We start from the raw sequence: 17,490 nt of genomic DNA, 5'->3' as shown, positions 1-17,490 counted from the left end.
TGGACCGCGAAGGCGCCCGAAGGGTGAGGCCGTAGGCCGAAGTCACAAGGCGGTTTTCGAGGACGGCGGCGAGATGGCTGTTTTTCAACAACCTCCTAGTGGCCGATGATGGCTGCGTCCCAGGCTCTTGATCATCTTCCACAAGGGACCCTTGACCTTGAACAGGCGAATGGCATCAAGCATTGCAGAGCTAGTATTCACTTCAAGCCCAGGTGCCACCCAGTTTCTGCGTTTCATTGCCTCGGAGGTGATCAGATCGGCGAAAAAATCTTTCACATGGGGGGAGATATAGAAAACTGGCTCCAGCAACTGTGTGGAAGGTGTGATCAGGCCATCATGAAGTGCGGTACGATAGAGCACCGTATTGGGATAGATACGTATGCCGGTCATTGCAATAACAGCGGTCGGCTGGAGTTCGTCCATCAGACTGAAACTTTCCATGATGGTCTCCCGCGTTTCACCCGGCCCGCCAAAAAGCAGATAATGGGCGAAATCCATACCGCGCTCGTGACAGAGAAGCGAAGCACGTCGCAGGTCTTCAACAGTGAAAGACTTGTGCAGACTCTTCAGCATTGCAGGAGAACCGGAATCACTGCCGAATTCAACTGCATCACACCCTGCAGCCAGCATGTCATCCATAAGTTCCGGAGTCATGAAATCAGGGTTGATGAATGCTGACCATTTAACCGGCAGGCGTTCGGCCACCATGGCTCTGCAGAGATCGGCAGCAAATGCGGGGGGGTAATTAAAAATGTCATCTACGAAATACAGGTACGACACTCCGTGATCATCCACGAGAGAGCGGATTTCAGCAAGAATGTCAGGAATCGGCCGCAGGCGAACCGCACGCCCTTCCAGCAGTGGATAGGTACAATAGGTACAGAAGAAGGGGCAGCCCCGCTTCGTCTGCACGTTAGCCATGCCACCCTCCTGATGATAATGCCCCACCTTGAAAAGCGAACGTTCGGGTGTGCCGACTCCTGAAACCGGTAGTGAAGGCACAAACGTGGTCGCCCCCCCATGCACCACCCCCGGCAGGCCTGAAACATCCAGGCCCTGCTCAAGATACGACAGCAGGCGGGGCAAGATTTCTTCCCCCTCTCCCACGACACCGTAATCGGCACCTGTTGCAGCCAGGATTTCAAGCGGCATGAGAGAGAAACCGGAGCCGCCGATAATTACAGGAGCATGGGTTTGGCAAATTGTGATGAGATTAGTGACGCCTGACAGATAGGAACGGCTTTCGGGCCAGGTGACATTATCGAGATTGCGCAGAGAGATGACCACGGCCTGGGGCTTGTGCTCGGCAAGAAGACCGGAAACGGCTGCTTCCGGTTCTTTTTCAAAACAAAGATCCAGAACAGTCAGGTCATGCCCTGCCTGGGTCAGAGGAGTCACAAGAAAAGAGAGACCTATGGGAAATACCGGATAGGGATCGCGTTCACGATTGGCAGAAATCAGCAGCAGTTTCACGGGAGCTCCAACCACTCAGTCATTTGCTGGACCCGTCCGGCAATTACAGGAGGCATTCTCAGCTGGAGAACACCATGCAGGTCTGTTATTGCGTGGGTAGTACGACCTGTTGCCAGAAGCCGCCCACCGCTGTCACGTATTTCATTACGGAAAACAAGTACTGCCGTTTCGTTGGGTTCCAGAGTGGTAAAAATGCTGATCTGATCCTTGAAGCGAGCGGGACTCAGATACTTCACCTCCAGGCTGACAACCGGTCCAAGATAACCTGCCTCAGACAGCTGCTGGGCATCGAGGTCAAACCTACCGGCAAGGTCATTTCGCCCAACCTCCATCCAGGCGACATAATGTCCATGCCAGGCAATATTGTAGGAGTCGACCTCGTTGAAACGAACAATCAGAGACGTGGTGTGCATTTTCATCTTTCGCTATCAATCCATCTATTGAATTTGGTAAGGGACGAGCCGGCTCCTATTTCATGAAAACTGTTTAGGCCCCGTCCTATCAGTGCCCGGTAGGTTCTATCCCAGAAAACCGGACGACAAAGCTCTTCCACCAGGAAACCTGGAACATCGGCAGCAGTCAGATTCCGCTGTTCAAGATGGTCAACCAGCGGTATCTGAGGATCTTTATAATCGTAATCGTTCACGATCCGCTGGAGGTCAGCGGCAATCTCCCGAATCAGTGGAGTATGCAACGGTGCATCACAGCCGAAAACTGCCGTTGAGAAAGCACCTGCCGCTGCAGCCTCATTTGCAAAGGTTTCTATGCAGGACCGCTCTCCAGCCACCAGAAAGTGACGCGAGGTATTATGGTTCGCAATATAGATCCGGTTGGCGGCAACAAGGGGATTCAGGCTTTCATAGGCAAGTCCGACTACACTCGCCAGAGCGTACTGCACTCCCTGTGACATTTCTGTTAGACGTTTACCTATGCGAAAGGTGAGTTCAAGGGCTTCAGCATTGTTCAAGGACCGAGACGCCGCTAGAGCAGGATAGATACCCATGCTGTGTTCGGCAATAACATCCGGCAGCCCCCGCTCGAGAACCATCATCGAATAACGGTGCAGACTCATGGTAACGCCGAAGAGCTGCAAGCGCACATTTTCACTCAAGCCAGGGTCGGAACATTCATCAGACAGGGGATTAAAACCGGTTTTATCCTGACAGCAACAGGCCAGCTCGTCAAAAGCAGGCATTGCCTGCATCTCGGTGCGGAGCAGCGGCTGCCCGGGGAACATGAAGCAGGTCATGGACACGTTGTTTTCCGGCGGATGGCGGCCCGAAAGCCGAGGTTCATGGGGCCAAAGACCTGCACGGAACGGTGAAGTTTGAATATGCGTCGATACATGGAAGGGAAGGAATAGAACTCGCGGCAGATACGTTCGTAACCCTGCTGCAGCTGGTCCACAGTCATGCCGTTTGGTTTGAAGGTGACATGCTCCATGTCATAGTCACGCCAGTCATCTGAAATAATGCGACCTTCCTCCTCCAAACGTTGCCGTACCGTGGTACCTGGATAGGGTGTCAGAATAGGAAAAATTGCTGACTCCAGACGAGCATCTTCACAGAATCGCAGGGTCTTTTCAAAAACATCGGGAGTATCTCCATCGTATCCGAGCACGAAGGAACCGAGAATACCGATGCCGTTGTCCCGGAATGCCCGGGCATCTGTCAGGTAGGATTGGGCCGTGTTGGTTGATTTACCCATTGCTGACAAAGAATCCTGACTGAGAGATTCAAAGCCGACAAACATGCCCAGACAACCAGATTCACCTGCCGCCTTCATTAGTTCCGGGTCACGGGCAAAATCAATCGGGGCATGGGAAAGCCACTTCAAACCCATTCCCTTCATTCCCTTGAAAAGTTCGAGCGAATACTTCCGATCAGCCACTATGTTGTCATCAACAAAAAAAGCGAAGGAATTGGTCTTGATCAACTCTCCCAGTTCCGCCAGGACCAGATCGATCGGCCTCTTGCGATACTTGCGACCGTAAAAGGCGGTGACAGAACAGAATTCGCAGTCATGGGGACAACCGCGGGTGGTCTGAATGGTGTTGGTGAGCAGGTACTTCTTGTTTTTGAAAATGTCGCGCCGAGCAGCAGGAATAAGAGACATTTCCATCTGCGAGCCGCTTCTGTAAAGGGGCTGCAGAGCACCTGCCTGCCAGTCTGCCAGCAGCCGGGGCCAACTCAACTCCCCCTCCCCCACCACCACGGCATCCACATGCCCCAAGGCTTCATCCGGCATGTTGCTCACATGAAACCCGCCCATCACCACAGTCTTACCTCGGCTGCGGAATGCATCGGCAATCTCATAGGCCCGGGTGACCTGGGCTGTCATGGCTGTCAGTGCTACTATATCTGCATCTGTATCAAAATCGATGGTTTCACAATTGTCATCGCAGAACGAGATATCCCACCCAACAGGAGAAACCGCAGCCAGGGCAGCCAGGGAAAGAGAAGGAAACTTGAAGGTCAACTCACCCCACAAACGGCCTTTCGGCCATCCTGGTGAGATAAATAGTATTTTCATTCGGTTCAAAATTCCTTCCACTAGGAGGCTGTTGAAACACTCAGGTTGTTGATGGTCGGGTGGCCAGGTGCTCCCGCAAATACTCGGCAGGTTTCATCATGCGTTGCGTGCGCCAAAGCACCCTGATGATATAGGGAATCTGACTTGGACGGACCTGTCGAATCCAGGCCATGATGCCTTTGTCACCGGCGGTATTCAGAATCGAACGTCTCCATGTCTCAGCATAAAGTTGAAAAAAACGCTCTGCACCGAGTTTTGGTTCCCAGAGCAGGTGATGCATGTCGAAGTTTGACCACTGCTGGCCGGCAAGCCGGGCGCTTTTTTCGTTATAAAAATCTGTGCCCGGCAAGGGAGTCAGGATGGTGAAGCCAGCTCGTTGCAGGCTGTACTGTTCTACAAAATTCCAGAGTTCATGAAAATCAGCTTCCTCCCAATCCGGGTCGACCAGGAAGTTCCCGTTGATGCCATATCGCAAGGAGCGGGCGATGGTCACCGCCTCGATACTGTCTTCTACCCCTGCTCCTTTGTCCAGACCATCCAGCCCCTTGTCACTGGCAGATTCCAACCCCAGGAAGATGTCGAAATCCTTGGCCAGCGGTCGCCACGCCTCCATCAGGTCAGCGCTCTTCCTGATAAGATCGGTTCGGGTCTGCACAAGAATCCAGCGTTTGAAGATCCCCCGTCGTTTCAGAGCTTGAGCAAGCTCCAGACTGCGGGCAGGGTTGTACCAGAAGAGATCGTCAGCCACAAAAATCGAATCACCGCAAGTGGCAAAATCTTCGACTACAGCCTCAATGCTCCGTTCACGACAGGAACGGTCATACAACTGCCAGACAGAACAAAAGGAACAGTGATGCGGGCACCCGCGGGCGGTCTCTATCAGCCAGACCGGTTTGAAGAGCAGACAATGGTAGCCGGAGCGATGCCTCTCAACCAGGTCACGGGCAGGTAAGGGAATTCTGTCAAGACTGGTACGTTCCAACAGGGGAGAGGTTTTGATCCAACCGTCGGCGGTTCGCAGGCGCAGAGCCGGAACTTCATCAAGTCTGCTACCCTTCTGTATCGCCTCAACCAGAATCGGAACAACTTCTTCCCCGTCATCGACAACAATCGCGTCTATATCATCGCATTCAAGGGCAGCCGGATAGGCAGCAGCGGCATGACCTCCAACGAGAATGAACGCTCTTGGATTGACACGCCGCACTTCTCGGGCCGTTTCAATTACCCGATCGAATTCAAGCGAATGGAGACAACCAATACCGACGATATCCGGATGTGTGCGCTTGACCCATGTCGTGGCACCAGGACGGAATCGAAGATCAGCAATAGTAACCTGATGACCGCGTGATCTAAGGGCACTGCCGAGATATTCCAACCCCAGCGGTTCTACACAGAAAAAGGGACCCAGTCCGAAGCGATCATTTCCTGGATGTGGACGCAGAAGCAGTACGTTCATGAGGACCTCCGCGAGCCGCTGTATATTCGAGCGGAACCGGTATTCACCCCTGCTGTTCCTGAATGTAACCGGCCATGCTGCGTACAGAGGCAAAGACCTTGCTGCCGGTTGCTGCATCCGGTACAACAGTGGAAAATTCTTTTTCCATTGCCACTACCAGCTGGAGTGCATCTATGGAGTCAAGCCCCAGCCCTTCTCCAAACAGAGGCGCATCACTATCTATCTCATCGGCACTCATTCCTTCGATACGCAGACTGTCTATGATCATCTGTTTGACCTTCTGAATAAGTTCTTCTGACATTTTAGAACCTCTCTTGTGTGATGTGATGGATTTCAGGAATGACTTTTGTACCATCCTCTACTTTGGATACATTCCAGAAATCGAAAAAATTGTACCACTGGTCCGGGTATTTCCTGATGTAACGTTCAAATACTTCTAACAGCTGTTCCATGCCTTTTCGAATGGCTGCACCATGCTGACCGTGCCCCCCACTGAAGAAAATGGGGTCCTCCATTACGGTGACATATTTGCCGCCTTCCAGTGGAACAAACACAGGAATAACAGGAGCGCCGCTGGCCATGGCCAGATAGGCGGCACCAACCGGAATATTTGTCTGTCTGCCAAAGAAATTTAATCGCAGCGTGTGTGAAGAGCCATCCCGATCCCCAAGAATGGCCAGGACTTCGTTCCTGCGCAAAGCATTTACAGCCTCTATGATGGCCAGGGGGGATGAGTCATTGCGATCCACATAAATGAATCGAATTCCACGCTTCAACCGCAACTGTTCACGCATCGCATTCACTTTTTCATCCGGCTCCCGAAAGGTGAGTACGTTGACCGGATATCCCAAATCGGCAAGACCCAGGCCGCCCAGTTCCCAGTTCCCGAGGTGAGGCGAAATCAGGATTGCACCGGTGCCGGCAGCCAGTGCTTCCTCCATGGGGCGGGCAGAAGCGTGGCTGCTGATTAGCGCATGAAGGCGTGGTCCGGTCAGGCGCATGAGCAGCATGATGTCGCACCAGTTGAGGGAAAATTTGTACAGGGTGGAAATTACAAGGCCCTCAACCCGGCGACGTCCGGTAACCACTCTCAGATTGGCCCGTATCGCCTGCCGCAGTTTTTCTCCGACGCAGTAGGCAATGAGTGCTGAGACAAATGCCAGGGGCAGGAATATCCAGCGGGGAGCAATACGCGTCAGGGCATTAATCAGAAAAAGGTTGTTACTGTTGTAGACTGCCATGGTTTCTAATAATAACGGCTAAAGCAAGTATAGATGGTGATCATTGGGGCCCGGTATTACCTTTCATTTTCTTGGGATGATCAGCAAACTCTGTTTCCCAGACTGCATCAGCTATTTTTCCGTATGCACGTGAATAAGTGTCCATCTCACCGGCAAGCACTGTAAAAATCTCTTCGGCACCATCATGGGTCGGATAGGCACCTTCCGAGGCAAAAATCTCGCGACCAACTTCCGGATGATCAATCAGCATGCAGGGACGCAGCAGATTGTCATGGTCCCCCTGTTCCTGTCGGATTTTCCGGAAAAATGGTGAAGCCAATGCTTCACGGAGTGTTGTCCGACGGATGTTGTCAACAGCCATGTGGCAAAAGACGCACGGTTCGATATCGCCGTTGGCATTGATGTGGAAATATTTTCTGCCGCCAGCAAGACAACCCGATACCATCGGACCATCGTTCCAGAAATCAATGAAGAGCATGGGTTTCTCTGCTCGGAAGCCGACAACACTCTGACGCAGGTGGTCCCGCTGTTCAGGCGTGGGCATCAACTCCGGTTCAGGCTTGCGACCTACAGGCACATATGAAAAAAGCCATAATGCAAAGACACCTTTGGAGAGAAGCATGTCTATGTATTCGCCGTTCGTAATGATGTGGGAGTTTTTACGGGAATGCGTAAAAGAACCGCAAAATGAGAGGCCAGATTCGCGTAGAAGGTCCATGGCACGCATGACTTTGGCAAAGTGCCCGCTGCCACGCCGTTCGTCGGTTTCCTGTTCATATCCTTCAAGCGAAAAAGATGGCATGACATTGCCCACTTCAATAAGCTTTTCAACCATGGCTTCATCGATAAGGCCGCCGTGAGTAAACACCAGAAAGGCCATGTCACTGTGTTTTTTGAAAATCTCGAAAATGCCGTCCATGTAGAACGGCTCACCGCCTGAAATAACAGCGAAATAGATACCCATTTCCTTCATCTGCAGCAGGATTGAGTCCAATTCATCCAGAGACAGTTCCAGATTTTTCTTGTAATCACCAGCATAGCAGCCGTAACAGGAGAGATTACAGCGCATGGTGGGACTTATGACAACTGTTGATGGAGGATAGAAGCCATTGGCATCTGCCCATTCCTTGCGTTTATTGGTGCCGCTGAGAAGATGATTGATAGCGAGATTGCTGATCCACTTGTCACGCTGATTGGGATGCAGGTCACGCAGAATTCGGCGGGGAAATTCAATACTGGGATGCTTGTCGCGGATCAGACCTCTGATCCAGCGGATACGTTGTTTATAATAGTCTTTCTTGGGAATCATTTCCATCAGGTGTGTCATTTTGATGAGTGACTCATCCGAGGAACTTGTCGCCATGGATAGTAAATAGGAAAGTACTTTTTCTTTGGTGTAGTTTTTTAACGATTGAATCATCTGAACTCCTGTTACATGTTACGCAAGAAAACCTTGCAGATATTCCAGGTATCGCGTACGGGGCGAAAATGACTGGTGGATCGTCCGTCAGCCACCCGTGCCGCTATCGGGAGGCAAGCAACGCGAAAACCGTGACGCCAAGCCTGCATGAGTATCTCCATCTCCAGATCATACCCCGAAGTAGACAAAGTGACTGTACGTAGCAGGCGTGAAGAATAATAGCGAAAACCAGACTGGCTGTCGTTAATTTCAAACCCTGTCCGCGTGCGCATGCACCATACACCGAAACGATTCCATGTCTTGCGCAAACCGGACATCTGTTCGAATTGACTGAAACGGGATGCGATCAGGATATCGACATCTGCCTGACGGGCAGAGTCAGCCAGTCGTGGAACAGCAGAGACATCATGCTGACCATCGGCATCCACGGTTACTACGGAACCAAAACCTTGCTGCACTGCCCATGAGAAACCGGTTTTCAGCGCACACCCTTTTCCCATGTTTGCTGCATGAGACAGAACTGTCACAGGAAAATCAGCCACCACCTTCCCGGTGCCTTCAGTTGATCCATCATTGACCACCACCACAGGCATACCAAGGGTCAGGCACTCTTTAACAACAGCTGCAATGGTGTGTGCGGCATTATAAGCCGGTATCAGGATACAAGTTTCCACGATCTGACCATGCTTTCCAGGGTAGTGAAACGAAACGTTTTAAGCAATGCTGTAATCCTTGGAGCAGCATCATTGCGCGTCCCATAGGCAGCAAAGCTCTGGAGCGGAGATAAATCCAATCTGGGGCCCAAGGGATCCACCTCACGGGGATGAAGATACAATACTGCAGGGTGGCCAGCTTTTTGATACCTCCGAATTGTCGAAGAAATGAGCGGGAGCGGAAAAAGACGAAAGCCCCAGCCTCCGCCTGTCGGAAGATTCCCCATTGGTGTCGGTGTCACCATTGGAGGCACCTCCCAGAGAGCACCTTTGCCTGTTTGGATGCTGTAGGGCCGTCTAGGCGCCCTCCCGTTTCCGACAAGGGGCAGAGGATTGCAACTTGAATCGTAGAGGTACCCCTGTTCAACAAGGATCTCATGCGCCCATGGTGTACGCTCGGAAATAGACCAGCGAGGAGCACGATATCCAACAGGGCGGGCACCTGTCTGCTTAAAGATTAATTCAGCCGTACGTTCCAGCTCCGCCTTGAATTCATCGGCTGTCATTTCATGTACCAAACGATGTGACCAACCATGGGAGGCGATTTCATGTCCCTGAGAGGTAATTAGCCCTGCAAGTTCAGTTTCTGCCTCGGCAACACTGCCAAGAATAAAGAAAGTAGCTTTGATTTCAGATACTGCCAGAAGAGAAAGAATGCGTTCTGTAGCACTATGGACACGCCACCGGGAACGGGCTATTACAGGTTCGTATTGCAAATTGCAAACGTGAAACCAGTCCTCCACATCAATTGTTAATGCATGAACATCGCTATGATTCACAGACTCTTTCTTAAACAGGGAAATAAAGAAGCTAATTATCGGGATGCCAATTCTCATTGATTATACAGGGAAACAGTCTTTACACCAATTACTGATCTGTGTACAGAGCGTATTTACCCATTCCAAATGAAGAACCCTTGCCAGCATGAAGATAAGAGCCAAGAATTATAAAGGGCATAAGATCATTGAGCGCACCATAGACTACGCCGTTTCCAACAATACCCGATAGTTTGTTGGTTGCCTGCCACAAAGGTTGATACTGGAAATAGTTATCACAACAGGAAATTTGGTCTACGTGGCGGGACAGCTCCTTGAAATCAGGCTCTGAACAGTTTTCTCCGTAATAGTATGCCAACGAGGATATACGCCTCAACAATGAACGGATAAACAAACCTGTGTCGAAGGATTTGAGGATATGCCCTTTGTCGAAAAGGCGAAGCGGTGTTTCAAAAATCAACCTGATTCTGTCACAACTCCACGGCCATTTCTCTATTAAACCAGCGGTTGATAAAATAGTAAGATTTTCCGGAAAGTTAATACAGCACCCTTCTCCCAAAGCATGAGCATCCTCATGATAGCCCACTGATGCAACTTCCCCCACTTCACATTTAATGTGTTTGGTCTGTTTCTCTAGGAGAATTGAAAATCCCTTTAATAACATCTCCAGACAAAGGATGGCCTTTCCAATCACGATCAGTCGTACAGTAACTAATCCGGGGTTATCAGAGGCAATGGCCGGATTTTCAAATGTGAATACAAAGGGTAAGGGGGGCTTCTGATGGCGTTTGAGTGCTTCCGGATCAACAGTTAATTCCTGGCCGAAAACTCTATGCCAGGTACAGTCGTGTCTCGTCGAGCATTCATGGCAGTCACGTACTGGCCACCGGCAAACTATATCTCTACAGGTGGATGAAAATTCAGCGCCACAACGAAATAGCCTTTGAAGCAGGGCAGATTCATTTGCTGTTGTAACGGAGAGGACAAGATTAATAAGACTGAATTCCACAAATGCCTCTGTAAAACACAAAAGGGCAGCCCAAAGGCTGCCCAGTTATGTAACGATGGTGGATAAAGATTAAGAGAATTGAGCCTTGAGGAATTCTCTGTTCATCCTGGCGATGAACTTGACGTTGATCCCTTTAGGGCAGGCGGCCTGGCACTCGTAGTGGTTGGTACAGTTACCGAAACCACAGTCGGTCATGGCTTTTTCCAGAGCCTTGACGCGGGCTGCAGCTTCAGGCTTACCTTGAGGCAACACAGCAAACTGAGACACCTTTGAGCCGGTGAACAGCATGGCGGCGCCATTGGGGCAGCCAGCTACACAAGCCCCGCATCCGATGCATTCTGCAGCATCCATGGATTCATCAGCAACCGGTTTTGGGATAAGAATCGCATTGCCATCAGGAACCCCGCCGGTATGGCAGGAAACATATGCTCCTGCCTGGACAATGGTGTCCAAGGCAGCGCGATCCACGATAAGGTCGCGGATAATCGGAAATGCACGTGCTCTCCAAGGCTCGATGTAGATAGTGTCGCCGTCCTTGAATTTTCGCATGTGAAGCTGGCACACAGTCGTACGGTCCTGACCGCCGTGGGCCATACCGTTAACAACCTGTGAGCACATACCGCAGATACCTTCGCGGCAGTCATGGTCGAATACTATTGGATCCTTGCCAGCCAGAATCAGGTCCTCGTTCACGACATCAAGCATCTCCAGAAAAGAGTGGTGCTCGGTTATGCCTTTAGCAGTGTAAGTTTCAAATTTTCCAGGATCGTTGGCATTCTTTTGGCGCCACACGATCAGCGTTAAGGTCATGGTCTTGTGATCGCTCATTATTTGTAGCTCCTTACAGCGAGATGTACATTCTCGAACTTCAAAGGCTCCTTGTGCAGTTCTGGCTGCTTGTCAACACCCTTGAACTCCCATGCGCCTACGTAACAGAAATTTGCATCATCACGCTGAGCTTCGCCGGCATCCTGATATTCTGTGCGGAAGTGACCACCACAGGATTCATTGCGGTGCAATGCGTCACGACACATCAGTTCTGCAAATTCAAGAAAATCAGCGGTACGGCCAGCATTTTCAAGTTGCTGATTCAATTCGTTACCGGAACCGGAAACTTTGACATTTTTCCAGAACTCTTCACGCAATGCCGGAATTTTCTTGAGGTTTGTCTCAAGGGATTCCTTTGTGCGGGCCATGCCGCAGTTTTCCCACATCAAACCGCCAAGTTCACGCATGAAATCGCTTGTTGTGCGTTTTCCGTTGATGGAAAGGAAGGTTTCGACACTTCTCTTGGCATCTTCTTCGCATTTCTTGAATTCAGGATGTTCAGCATTGACTGCACCTGGCTTGACAGTAGCAAGGTAACCGCCGATGGTGTTGGGAATGACAAAATATCCATCAGCCAATCCCTGCATGAGAGCTGACGCTCCAAGGCGGTTAGCACCATGAACGGAGAAGTTTGCTTCGCCCAGAACGAACAGGCCCGGAATATTGCTCATCAGGTTATAATCAACCCAGAGACCACCCATGGAATAGTGAGGTGCAGGGTACATCCGCATTGGACGTTTATAGCCATCTTCATCAGTAATTTTTTCATACATTTCAAAGAGGTTGCCGTAACGTTCCTTAATGGTGTCAGCTCCAACCCGCTTGATTGATGTTGAGAAGTCAAGATACACCCCGCGGCCACCAGGTCCAACACCGCGCCCATCGTCGCACTGCTCCTTGGCAGCACGGGAGGCGATGTCACGAGGTGCCAGGTTACCGAAGGAGGGGTACTTGCGCTCCAAGTAATAATCGCGATCCTCTTCTGGAACTTCATTGGGATGCTTTCCGCAATCCTCTTTTTTCTTGGGAACCCAGCAACGACCGTCGTTACGCAGGGATTCTGACATCAGAGTCAGCTTAGACTGGTAATCGCCCGCCTGAGGAATACAGGTCGGATGAATCTGGGTATAGCAAGGGTTAGCAAAGTAAGCGCCTTTTTTATGCGCCTTCCAGTTAGCTGTAACCGAGCATCCCATGGCATTGGTGGAGAGATAGAAAACGTTAACATATCCACCGGTAGCAAGACAGACAGCATCAGCAGCATAACTTTCAAGTTCACCGGTAATCAGGTTGCGCACCGTGATGCCGCGAGCGACGCCATCAACGACAACAAGATCGAGCATTTCGCGACGATCATACATCTTGACAGTGCCCAATTTAATCTGGCGAGAAAGAGCCGTGTAAGCACCCAACAGTAGTTGCTGACCAGTCTGGCCACGAGCATAGAATGTACGGGAAACCTGAGCACCGCCGAAGGAGCGGTTGTCCAGGTATCCGGCATAGTCACGGGCAAAAGGAACACCTTGGGCAACACATTGGTCAATGATGTTATTAGAGACTTGGGCTAGTCGCCATACGTCTGCCTCACGGGCACGGAAATCGCCACCTTTGATGGTATCGTAGAACAGCCTGTAAATGGAATCACCATCATTAGGATAGTTTTTAGCGGCATTGATGCCACCTTGTGCAGCAATTGAATGTGCGCGGCGCGGAGAGTCCTGATAACAGAAAGCTTGAACGTTATAGCCTAATTCTCCGAGGGAAGCAGCAGCAGCGCCACCGGCCAAACCCGTACCGACCACTATTATGTTGTATTTGCGTTTGTTGGCAGGATTTACAAGCTTCAGATCGAAGCAATGTTTATCCCAGGTTTGCTGAATTGGTCCGGTAGGACATTTTCCGTCTAGTATCACAATAACCCCCTTATTTCAGAATCCGAACGAGAATGATGAGCGGGACTGCGGCATATCCGAGAAACATGAACAGAGCCCCAAGAGTACTTCCCTTGATGAGGCAAGGCTGAGTGCGGTCGTTACTCCAACCCATAGACTGAAATGAGCTTTGTATACCGTGGGACAGATGCAGGAAGAGCACAACCATTGCTCCTACATACAACAACGCAATACCAACGTTCTGAAAAGCAGCTACAACCATGGCCAGAACATTAGGATGCCCCAGAGCATCAGGATTGATAAGAGCACCTGTTTCCGGGTTAATAACTTGGAAGGTAAAGTGCAACAGATGATAAATGATGAAGAGTAGCAAGAGAGCGCCAGTCCAAATCATAGTTTCACTGGCAAATGATGCCTTCTGCATGTTTTTTACCGCGTATTGCTGAGTACGACAGGCGCGATTTTCAATAGTCAGTTGAATGCCGAACCAGATGTGAATGCAAGCCAAGGCCAGCAGGCCAAGCCTGAATCCCCATAAAAGTGGGAGCGGTAAACTGTGAAGATGGTGTGCATACGCATTGAGTCCACCAGTGAGCCATCCAAACGCAGTGGAATTTCCAAGCAGATGGATGATGGCAAACAGGACCATGCACTGTCCTGTTATGGCCATCACTATCTTTCTGCCGATTGACGAGCTAAACAGTTGCATAGATTTCCTTCCTTTTCTTGAATTTTAACTGCATTAGTTTCTTGCGGATTGCGGACACACACATGGGAATTTCAAGGCAGACTGACGTTGAGGAGGACCACGCCAACGCATTCTATAGACAACCTGCATACCATCCTCCTTCGAGTTTATTTGATGCGGTAGTCGCAATATGGAAACGTTCTTGTCAGTTTGTACCAATGCTCTTCAGATTTTGGGATACTAAACGTCGTTATACAAAATTGCAAGAATTTTATGTATACAGAATACAAAATAAAATCGCCTAGAAAGGCTTCCCTTGCGGGATTGCTTTTAAAGTTACATTCTGATAGTAACAATATTCTCCAGCAGTACTTCTTTTAAATTTTATTGTTTTTCAATCAACAGGATAAATTATGGACTTCAAACTATTAAAAAAAGATAAATTTTGTGGTGCTCGTCTCGGAATCGTAACAACCTCCAGAGGAGAAATTCAAACTCCTATTTTTATGCCCGTAGCCACACATGGTGCGATGAAGCCGCTGACCCCGGCACAGATAAATGAGACTGGTGCCCAGATTATTCTCAGCAATACGTATCATTTACATTTGCAGCCGGGGGAAGGCCTTGTGAAAAAGGCTGGTGGGCTGCACAAGTTCATGGCCTGGGATAAACCTATCCTGACGGATTCGGGTGGTTTTCAAGTTTTCTCATTGCCTAACAAACGCATCACCGAAGAAGGCGTTTTTTTCAGACATGAAATAAGCGGTGAGGAAATTTTTCTTGATCCTGCCAGCGCTACTCGTATTCAGCAGGACCTGGGTGCCGATATTATCATGGCCTTCGATGAATGCATCCCCTACCCTTGCGAACGCAGTTACGCCGAATCGTCAACAAAGAAAACAATCAGGTGGCTCAAGGAATGCCAAAAGGCAATGACAGATAATGGGCAAGCCCTCTTCGGTATCGTCCAGGGAAGTGTGTACGAGGATCTAAGAGAAATGTGCGCCAAGGAGATGCGCAAACTTGATCTACCTGGATACGCAATCGGTGGCGTCAGTGTGGGAGAAGGTTTGGAGTTGCTGAAGAAAGTAGTTGGCTGGACTGCTCCACATCTTCCCGAAGATAAACCGCGTTATCTGATGGGAGTAGGCCTGCCCGAGGATATACTTGAAAGTGTCGAACGCGGCATCGACATGTTTGATTGTGTCATTCCTACGCGCTATGCCCGTAGCGCCACCCTCTTTACCAGAAGAGGAAAAATCCGCCTTACGAACAAAAATTACAAACGTGACTTCTATCCTATTGATCCGAGCTGTGACTGCTATACCTGCAAAAACTTTACCCGTGCATATCTTCATCATCTTTTTGTTGCCAATGAAGTCATCTCGGCAGTACTGTCCGCCATTCACAATGTTCACTTTTATCTAAAGATGATGGAGGAGATCAGGGAAGCAATTAAGCGGGATTGTTTTGTGGAATATAAAAATAAATTTCTTGCTGAATATCTTGGTGAGAGTAAACGTAAAGCCTAATGCCGTATTTTCTGTTCCAGTTCCAAATCGAGACTTTTGAGGCGTTCGAGAATCTGTCGCAGTTCTTTATTATCTCGGTTTAAAGAATAATTCAATTCTCGTAAATTTTTCAATTCCCGGACATTTTCACGAAGATGCCGTTCTTCCACAAGGTGAGCTGCCAAGGGAGCTGACTGCCTCGCCCACAGACTATTCGGATATTCTTTGGCTAACTGCTCCAAGAGTTTTTGTGCTTTGACAGTTCCCTTATTTCCTTCGTCCCTGAGAGAGAGCAGCGCGAGACGAAAAAGCGCCTCATCAGTTCCCCCATAACTCGTTTTTTCGGCAATCAGCTGTTCCAGCAAACCACGCGCCTCTTTCTCATTGCCTGCTCTCAACTTCGCAATAGCACCATCCAGAACAATTTGCTGATCACGTACCGGCTCACCTTTGCTTCCCAACATAGCGCAGCCACCTGTTAATTGTGCCACAGTGCTCCATATCAGAACAACGCTCAGCCTATATCTCACCGGAATGAGCCTCCCTCACAATAATATAGTTGCTGCCAGAGGTTTTTTTAAGGCGATCTTTTACCTTGGCTGCTGCCGTGGCAATCTCTGCCGCAGTCGAATAACTTCCTGGCTGACAGTTCAGCACTGCAATTGATATTGAAAGCAATGGGAAGACACGTACAACACCATACCGATCTGCCCCCTGAATAGAACCGGCAATTCGGTCTTCCTCAGAATAGTAAGAAGGAATCATCTCATCGAAATCTTTTATGATGGCCTGACACGCCTGCCGGGCCAACCGTGCATCAATAATAACCACAAAATCGTCACCCCCGATATGCCCAACAAAAGTATCAGGATCATTTAAGCGATGGACTGCATCATGAATCAATCGACCAGTTTGGTGCAATATATCGCTGGCTTTTATATATCCGTAACGATCGTTATAAGATTTAAAATTATCCAGATCAAGATAGCACATAGCGAAGGGCGTTCCTTCTCGTAGACGCCTGTTAATAGAACGTTCAATGGCAATATTGCCGGGCAATCGTGTCAATGGACTGGCATCCAGACTAATCTGCTCAAGCTCTTTGAGTCGTACCGCCATGCTCATAAAGTCCTGAGCCAAAGAACCTATTTCGTCACCTGGAGGAATGTGAGGATCGTAATCAAAATCTCCAGCCGCAATACGATGGGTTGTCTTCTGAAGTTTTCTAATAGATGTAGAGAAAGAATATATCAACGCTGCTGCTACCAAAAGGGCAACGGAAACGCCACCTAAGGCCAGCCCAAAAGCCAATGATGCAGTGCGTGCCTCTCGCTTCCTGGCAGTTTCCAGCTTCCTATCCAGGATTTTGCGTTGTTCGGTACGCAGACTTTCAATTGCTTTTTCCACTTGCTCGGCAGAATGCTTAAACTCAACATCTCGAACAATTTTACCCGCGAAAATTCTTTCACTTAGCTCGGTGTATGTCAGATATGAAGACCGGAGCTTTTCCAACTCAGGTCCAACCGGTTGTTGCTGCAGCAATGCAAGTGTACGTTTAAAGAGATTTGCCTGATTTATAAATAGTTCTCTGAATTGAGGAAGCTTAAAAATCAAAAACCTTCCAGCAGCACGCTGCTGTGCAAGTATAGAATCTCGCAACACGATTGTTGAGGTCGCAGCTGACAAATCATGGCGTGCAATGTCATCTACCATACGATGCATTGTTCCCAATCCATGAATGGCATAAACCAAGGCAGTGACAAGACAAATGCCGATAATAGCAAAGCTTGCAATAAGTTTTTGAATGAGGGTTAAACGCAATTTCATTGACCTGTCCTCGACGACTAACGTCATCTAAAAACTCATCACATGGTAATTCAGGAGCGACTCAATTGCAATATTTGCTGTCGATTTAACATAAAAACAAAAAAAGCACCTGCAACATCAGTTG

Annotated in this window: 17 protein-coding genes; 1 reads left to right on the top strand and 16 read right to left on the bottom strand. The window is 49.4% G+C overall.

Features of this window, described 5'->3' with window-relative positions:
• Positions 1-84: 84 nt before the first annotated feature.
• The 14 genes from KJB30_RS06735 to KJB30_RS06670 form a co-directional block, all read right to left on the bottom strand.
• A complete protein-coding gene (locus KJB30_RS06735; RefSeq protein ID WP_214297230.1) occupies positions 85-1,473 on the bottom strand; it encodes a lipid biosynthesis B12-binding/radical SAM protein in 1,389 nt (462 codons plus the stop codon).
• Positions 1,470-1,886: an acyl-CoA thioesterase gene (locus tag KJB30_RS06730; protein WP_246545552.1), complete on the bottom strand. Its 417-nt coding sequence runs from the start codon at positions 1,884-1,886 to the stop codon at positions 1,470-1,472. The genes KJB30_RS06735 and KJB30_RS06730 overlap by 4 nt, the downstream gene beginning before the upstream one ends.
• 2 nt (positions 1,887-1,888) lie before the next feature.
• On the bottom strand, positions 1,889-2,722 hold the full coding sequence (locus tag KJB30_RS06725; RefSeq protein ID WP_367618942.1) for an ACP S-malonyltransferase: 834 nt from the start codon (positions 2,720-2,722) through the stop codon (positions 1,889-1,891).
• Positions 2,719-4,005, bottom strand: coding sequence for a B12-binding domain-containing radical SAM protein (locus tag KJB30_RS06720; RefSeq protein WP_214297227.1), 1,287 nt, complete (start codon positions 4,003-4,005; stop codon positions 2,719-2,721). The genes KJB30_RS06725 and KJB30_RS06720 overlap by 4 nt, the downstream gene beginning before the upstream one ends.
• A 40-nt stretch (positions 4,006-4,045) precedes the next feature.
• Complete coding sequence (locus KJB30_RS06715; protein ID WP_214297226.1) at positions 4,046-5,461, bottom strand: B12-binding domain-containing radical SAM protein; 1,416 nt, start codon at positions 5,459-5,461, stop codon at positions 4,046-4,048.
• 43 nt (positions 5,462-5,504) lie between these two features.
• The gene (locus KJB30_RS06710) at positions 5,505-5,762 is read right to left on the bottom strand and encodes a phosphopantetheine-binding protein (protein ID WP_214297224.1); all 258 of its coding nucleotides are present in this window, start codon (positions 5,760-5,762) and stop codon (positions 5,505-5,507) included.
• Between the two features lies 1 nt (position 5,763).
• The gene (locus KJB30_RS06705; protein ID WP_214297222.1) at positions 5,764-6,702 is read right to left on the bottom strand and encodes a lysophospholipid acyltransferase family protein; all 939 of its coding nucleotides are present in this window, start codon (positions 6,700-6,702) and stop codon (positions 5,764-5,766) included.
• A 40-nt stretch (positions 6,703-6,742) separates the two neighbouring features.
• On the bottom strand, positions 6,743-8,122 hold the full coding sequence (locus KJB30_RS06700) for a radical SAM protein (RefSeq protein WP_214297221.1): 1,380 nt from the start codon (positions 8,120-8,122) through the stop codon (positions 6,743-6,745).
• Between the two features lie 11 nt (positions 8,123-8,133).
• Positions 8,134-8,796 (bottom strand): glycosyltransferase family 2 protein, encoded by a 663-nt coding sequence (locus KJB30_RS06695; protein ID WP_214297220.1) that lies wholly within the window; start codon positions 8,794-8,796, stop codon positions 8,134-8,136.
• Positions 8,778-9,614 carry a polysaccharide deacetylase family protein gene (locus tag KJB30_RS06690; RefSeq protein WP_367618939.1) on the bottom strand — a complete coding sequence of 279 codons (837 nt, stop codon included), beginning with the start codon at positions 9,612-9,614 and terminating at the stop codon, positions 8,778-8,780. The genes KJB30_RS06695 and KJB30_RS06690 overlap by 19 nt, the downstream gene beginning before the upstream one ends.
• An 88-nt stretch (positions 9,615-9,702) precedes the next feature.
• A complete protein-coding gene (gene cas6, locus KJB30_RS18415) occupies positions 9,703-10,620 on the bottom strand; it encodes a CRISPR system precrRNA processing endoribonuclease RAMP protein Cas6 (RefSeq protein ID WP_214297218.1) in 918 nt (305 codons plus the stop codon).
• Between the two features lie 69 nt (positions 10,621-10,689).
• On the bottom strand, positions 10,690-11,448 hold the full coding sequence (locus tag KJB30_RS06680) for a succinate dehydrogenase/fumarate reductase iron-sulfur subunit (RefSeq protein ID WP_214297217.1): 759 nt from the start codon (positions 11,446-11,448) through the stop codon (positions 10,690-10,692).
• Positions 11,448-13,361: a fumarate reductase/succinate dehydrogenase flavoprotein subunit gene (locus KJB30_RS06675; RefSeq protein WP_214297216.1), complete on the bottom strand. Its 1,914-nt coding sequence runs from the start codon at positions 13,359-13,361 to the stop codon at positions 11,448-11,450. Before KJB30_RS06675 ends, KJB30_RS06680 begins: the two co-directional genes overlap by 1 nt.
• A gap of 10 nt (positions 13,362-13,371) precedes the next feature.
• Positions 13,372-14,049 carry a succinate dehydrogenase cytochrome b subunit gene (locus KJB30_RS06670; RefSeq protein ID WP_214297215.1) on the bottom strand — a complete coding sequence of 226 codons (678 nt, stop codon included), beginning with the start codon at positions 14,047-14,049 and terminating at the stop codon, positions 13,372-13,374.
• Positions 14,050-14,441: 392 nt separating this feature from the next.
• On the opposite strand from KJB30_RS06670, the gene tgt reads away from it, so the two are divergent.
• Positions 14,442-15,560: a tRNA guanosine(34) transglycosylase Tgt gene (gene tgt / locus KJB30_RS06665; RefSeq protein ID WP_214297214.1), complete on the top strand. Its 1,119-nt coding sequence runs from the start codon at positions 14,442-14,444 to the stop codon at positions 15,558-15,560.
• On the opposite strand, the gene KJB30_RS06660 is transcribed toward tgt, so the two are convergent.
• Both KJB30_RS06660 and KJB30_RS06655 read right to left on the bottom strand, forming a co-directional pair.
• Positions 15,557-16,030 (bottom strand): tetratricopeptide repeat protein, encoded by a 474-nt coding sequence (locus tag KJB30_RS06660; RefSeq protein ID WP_214297213.1) that lies wholly within the window; start codon positions 16,028-16,030, stop codon positions 15,557-15,559. The genes tgt and KJB30_RS06660 overlap by 4 nt on opposite strands.
• Before the next feature lie 28 nt (positions 16,031-16,058).
• On the bottom strand, positions 16,059-17,366 hold the full coding sequence (locus KJB30_RS06655) for a GGDEF domain-containing protein (RefSeq protein WP_214297212.1): 1,308 nt from the start codon (positions 17,364-17,366) through the stop codon (positions 16,059-16,061).
• Positions 17,367-17,490: the final 124 nt, after the last annotated feature.

This window comes from Pelotalea chapellei (genome assembly GCF_018531195.1).
GTDB classification, from domain to species: domain Bacteria; phylum Desulfobacterota; class Desulfuromonadia; order Geobacterales; family Pseudopelobacteraceae; genus Pelotalea; species Pelotalea chapellei.
This window is presented reverse-complemented; position numbering and strand designations above follow the sequence as displayed.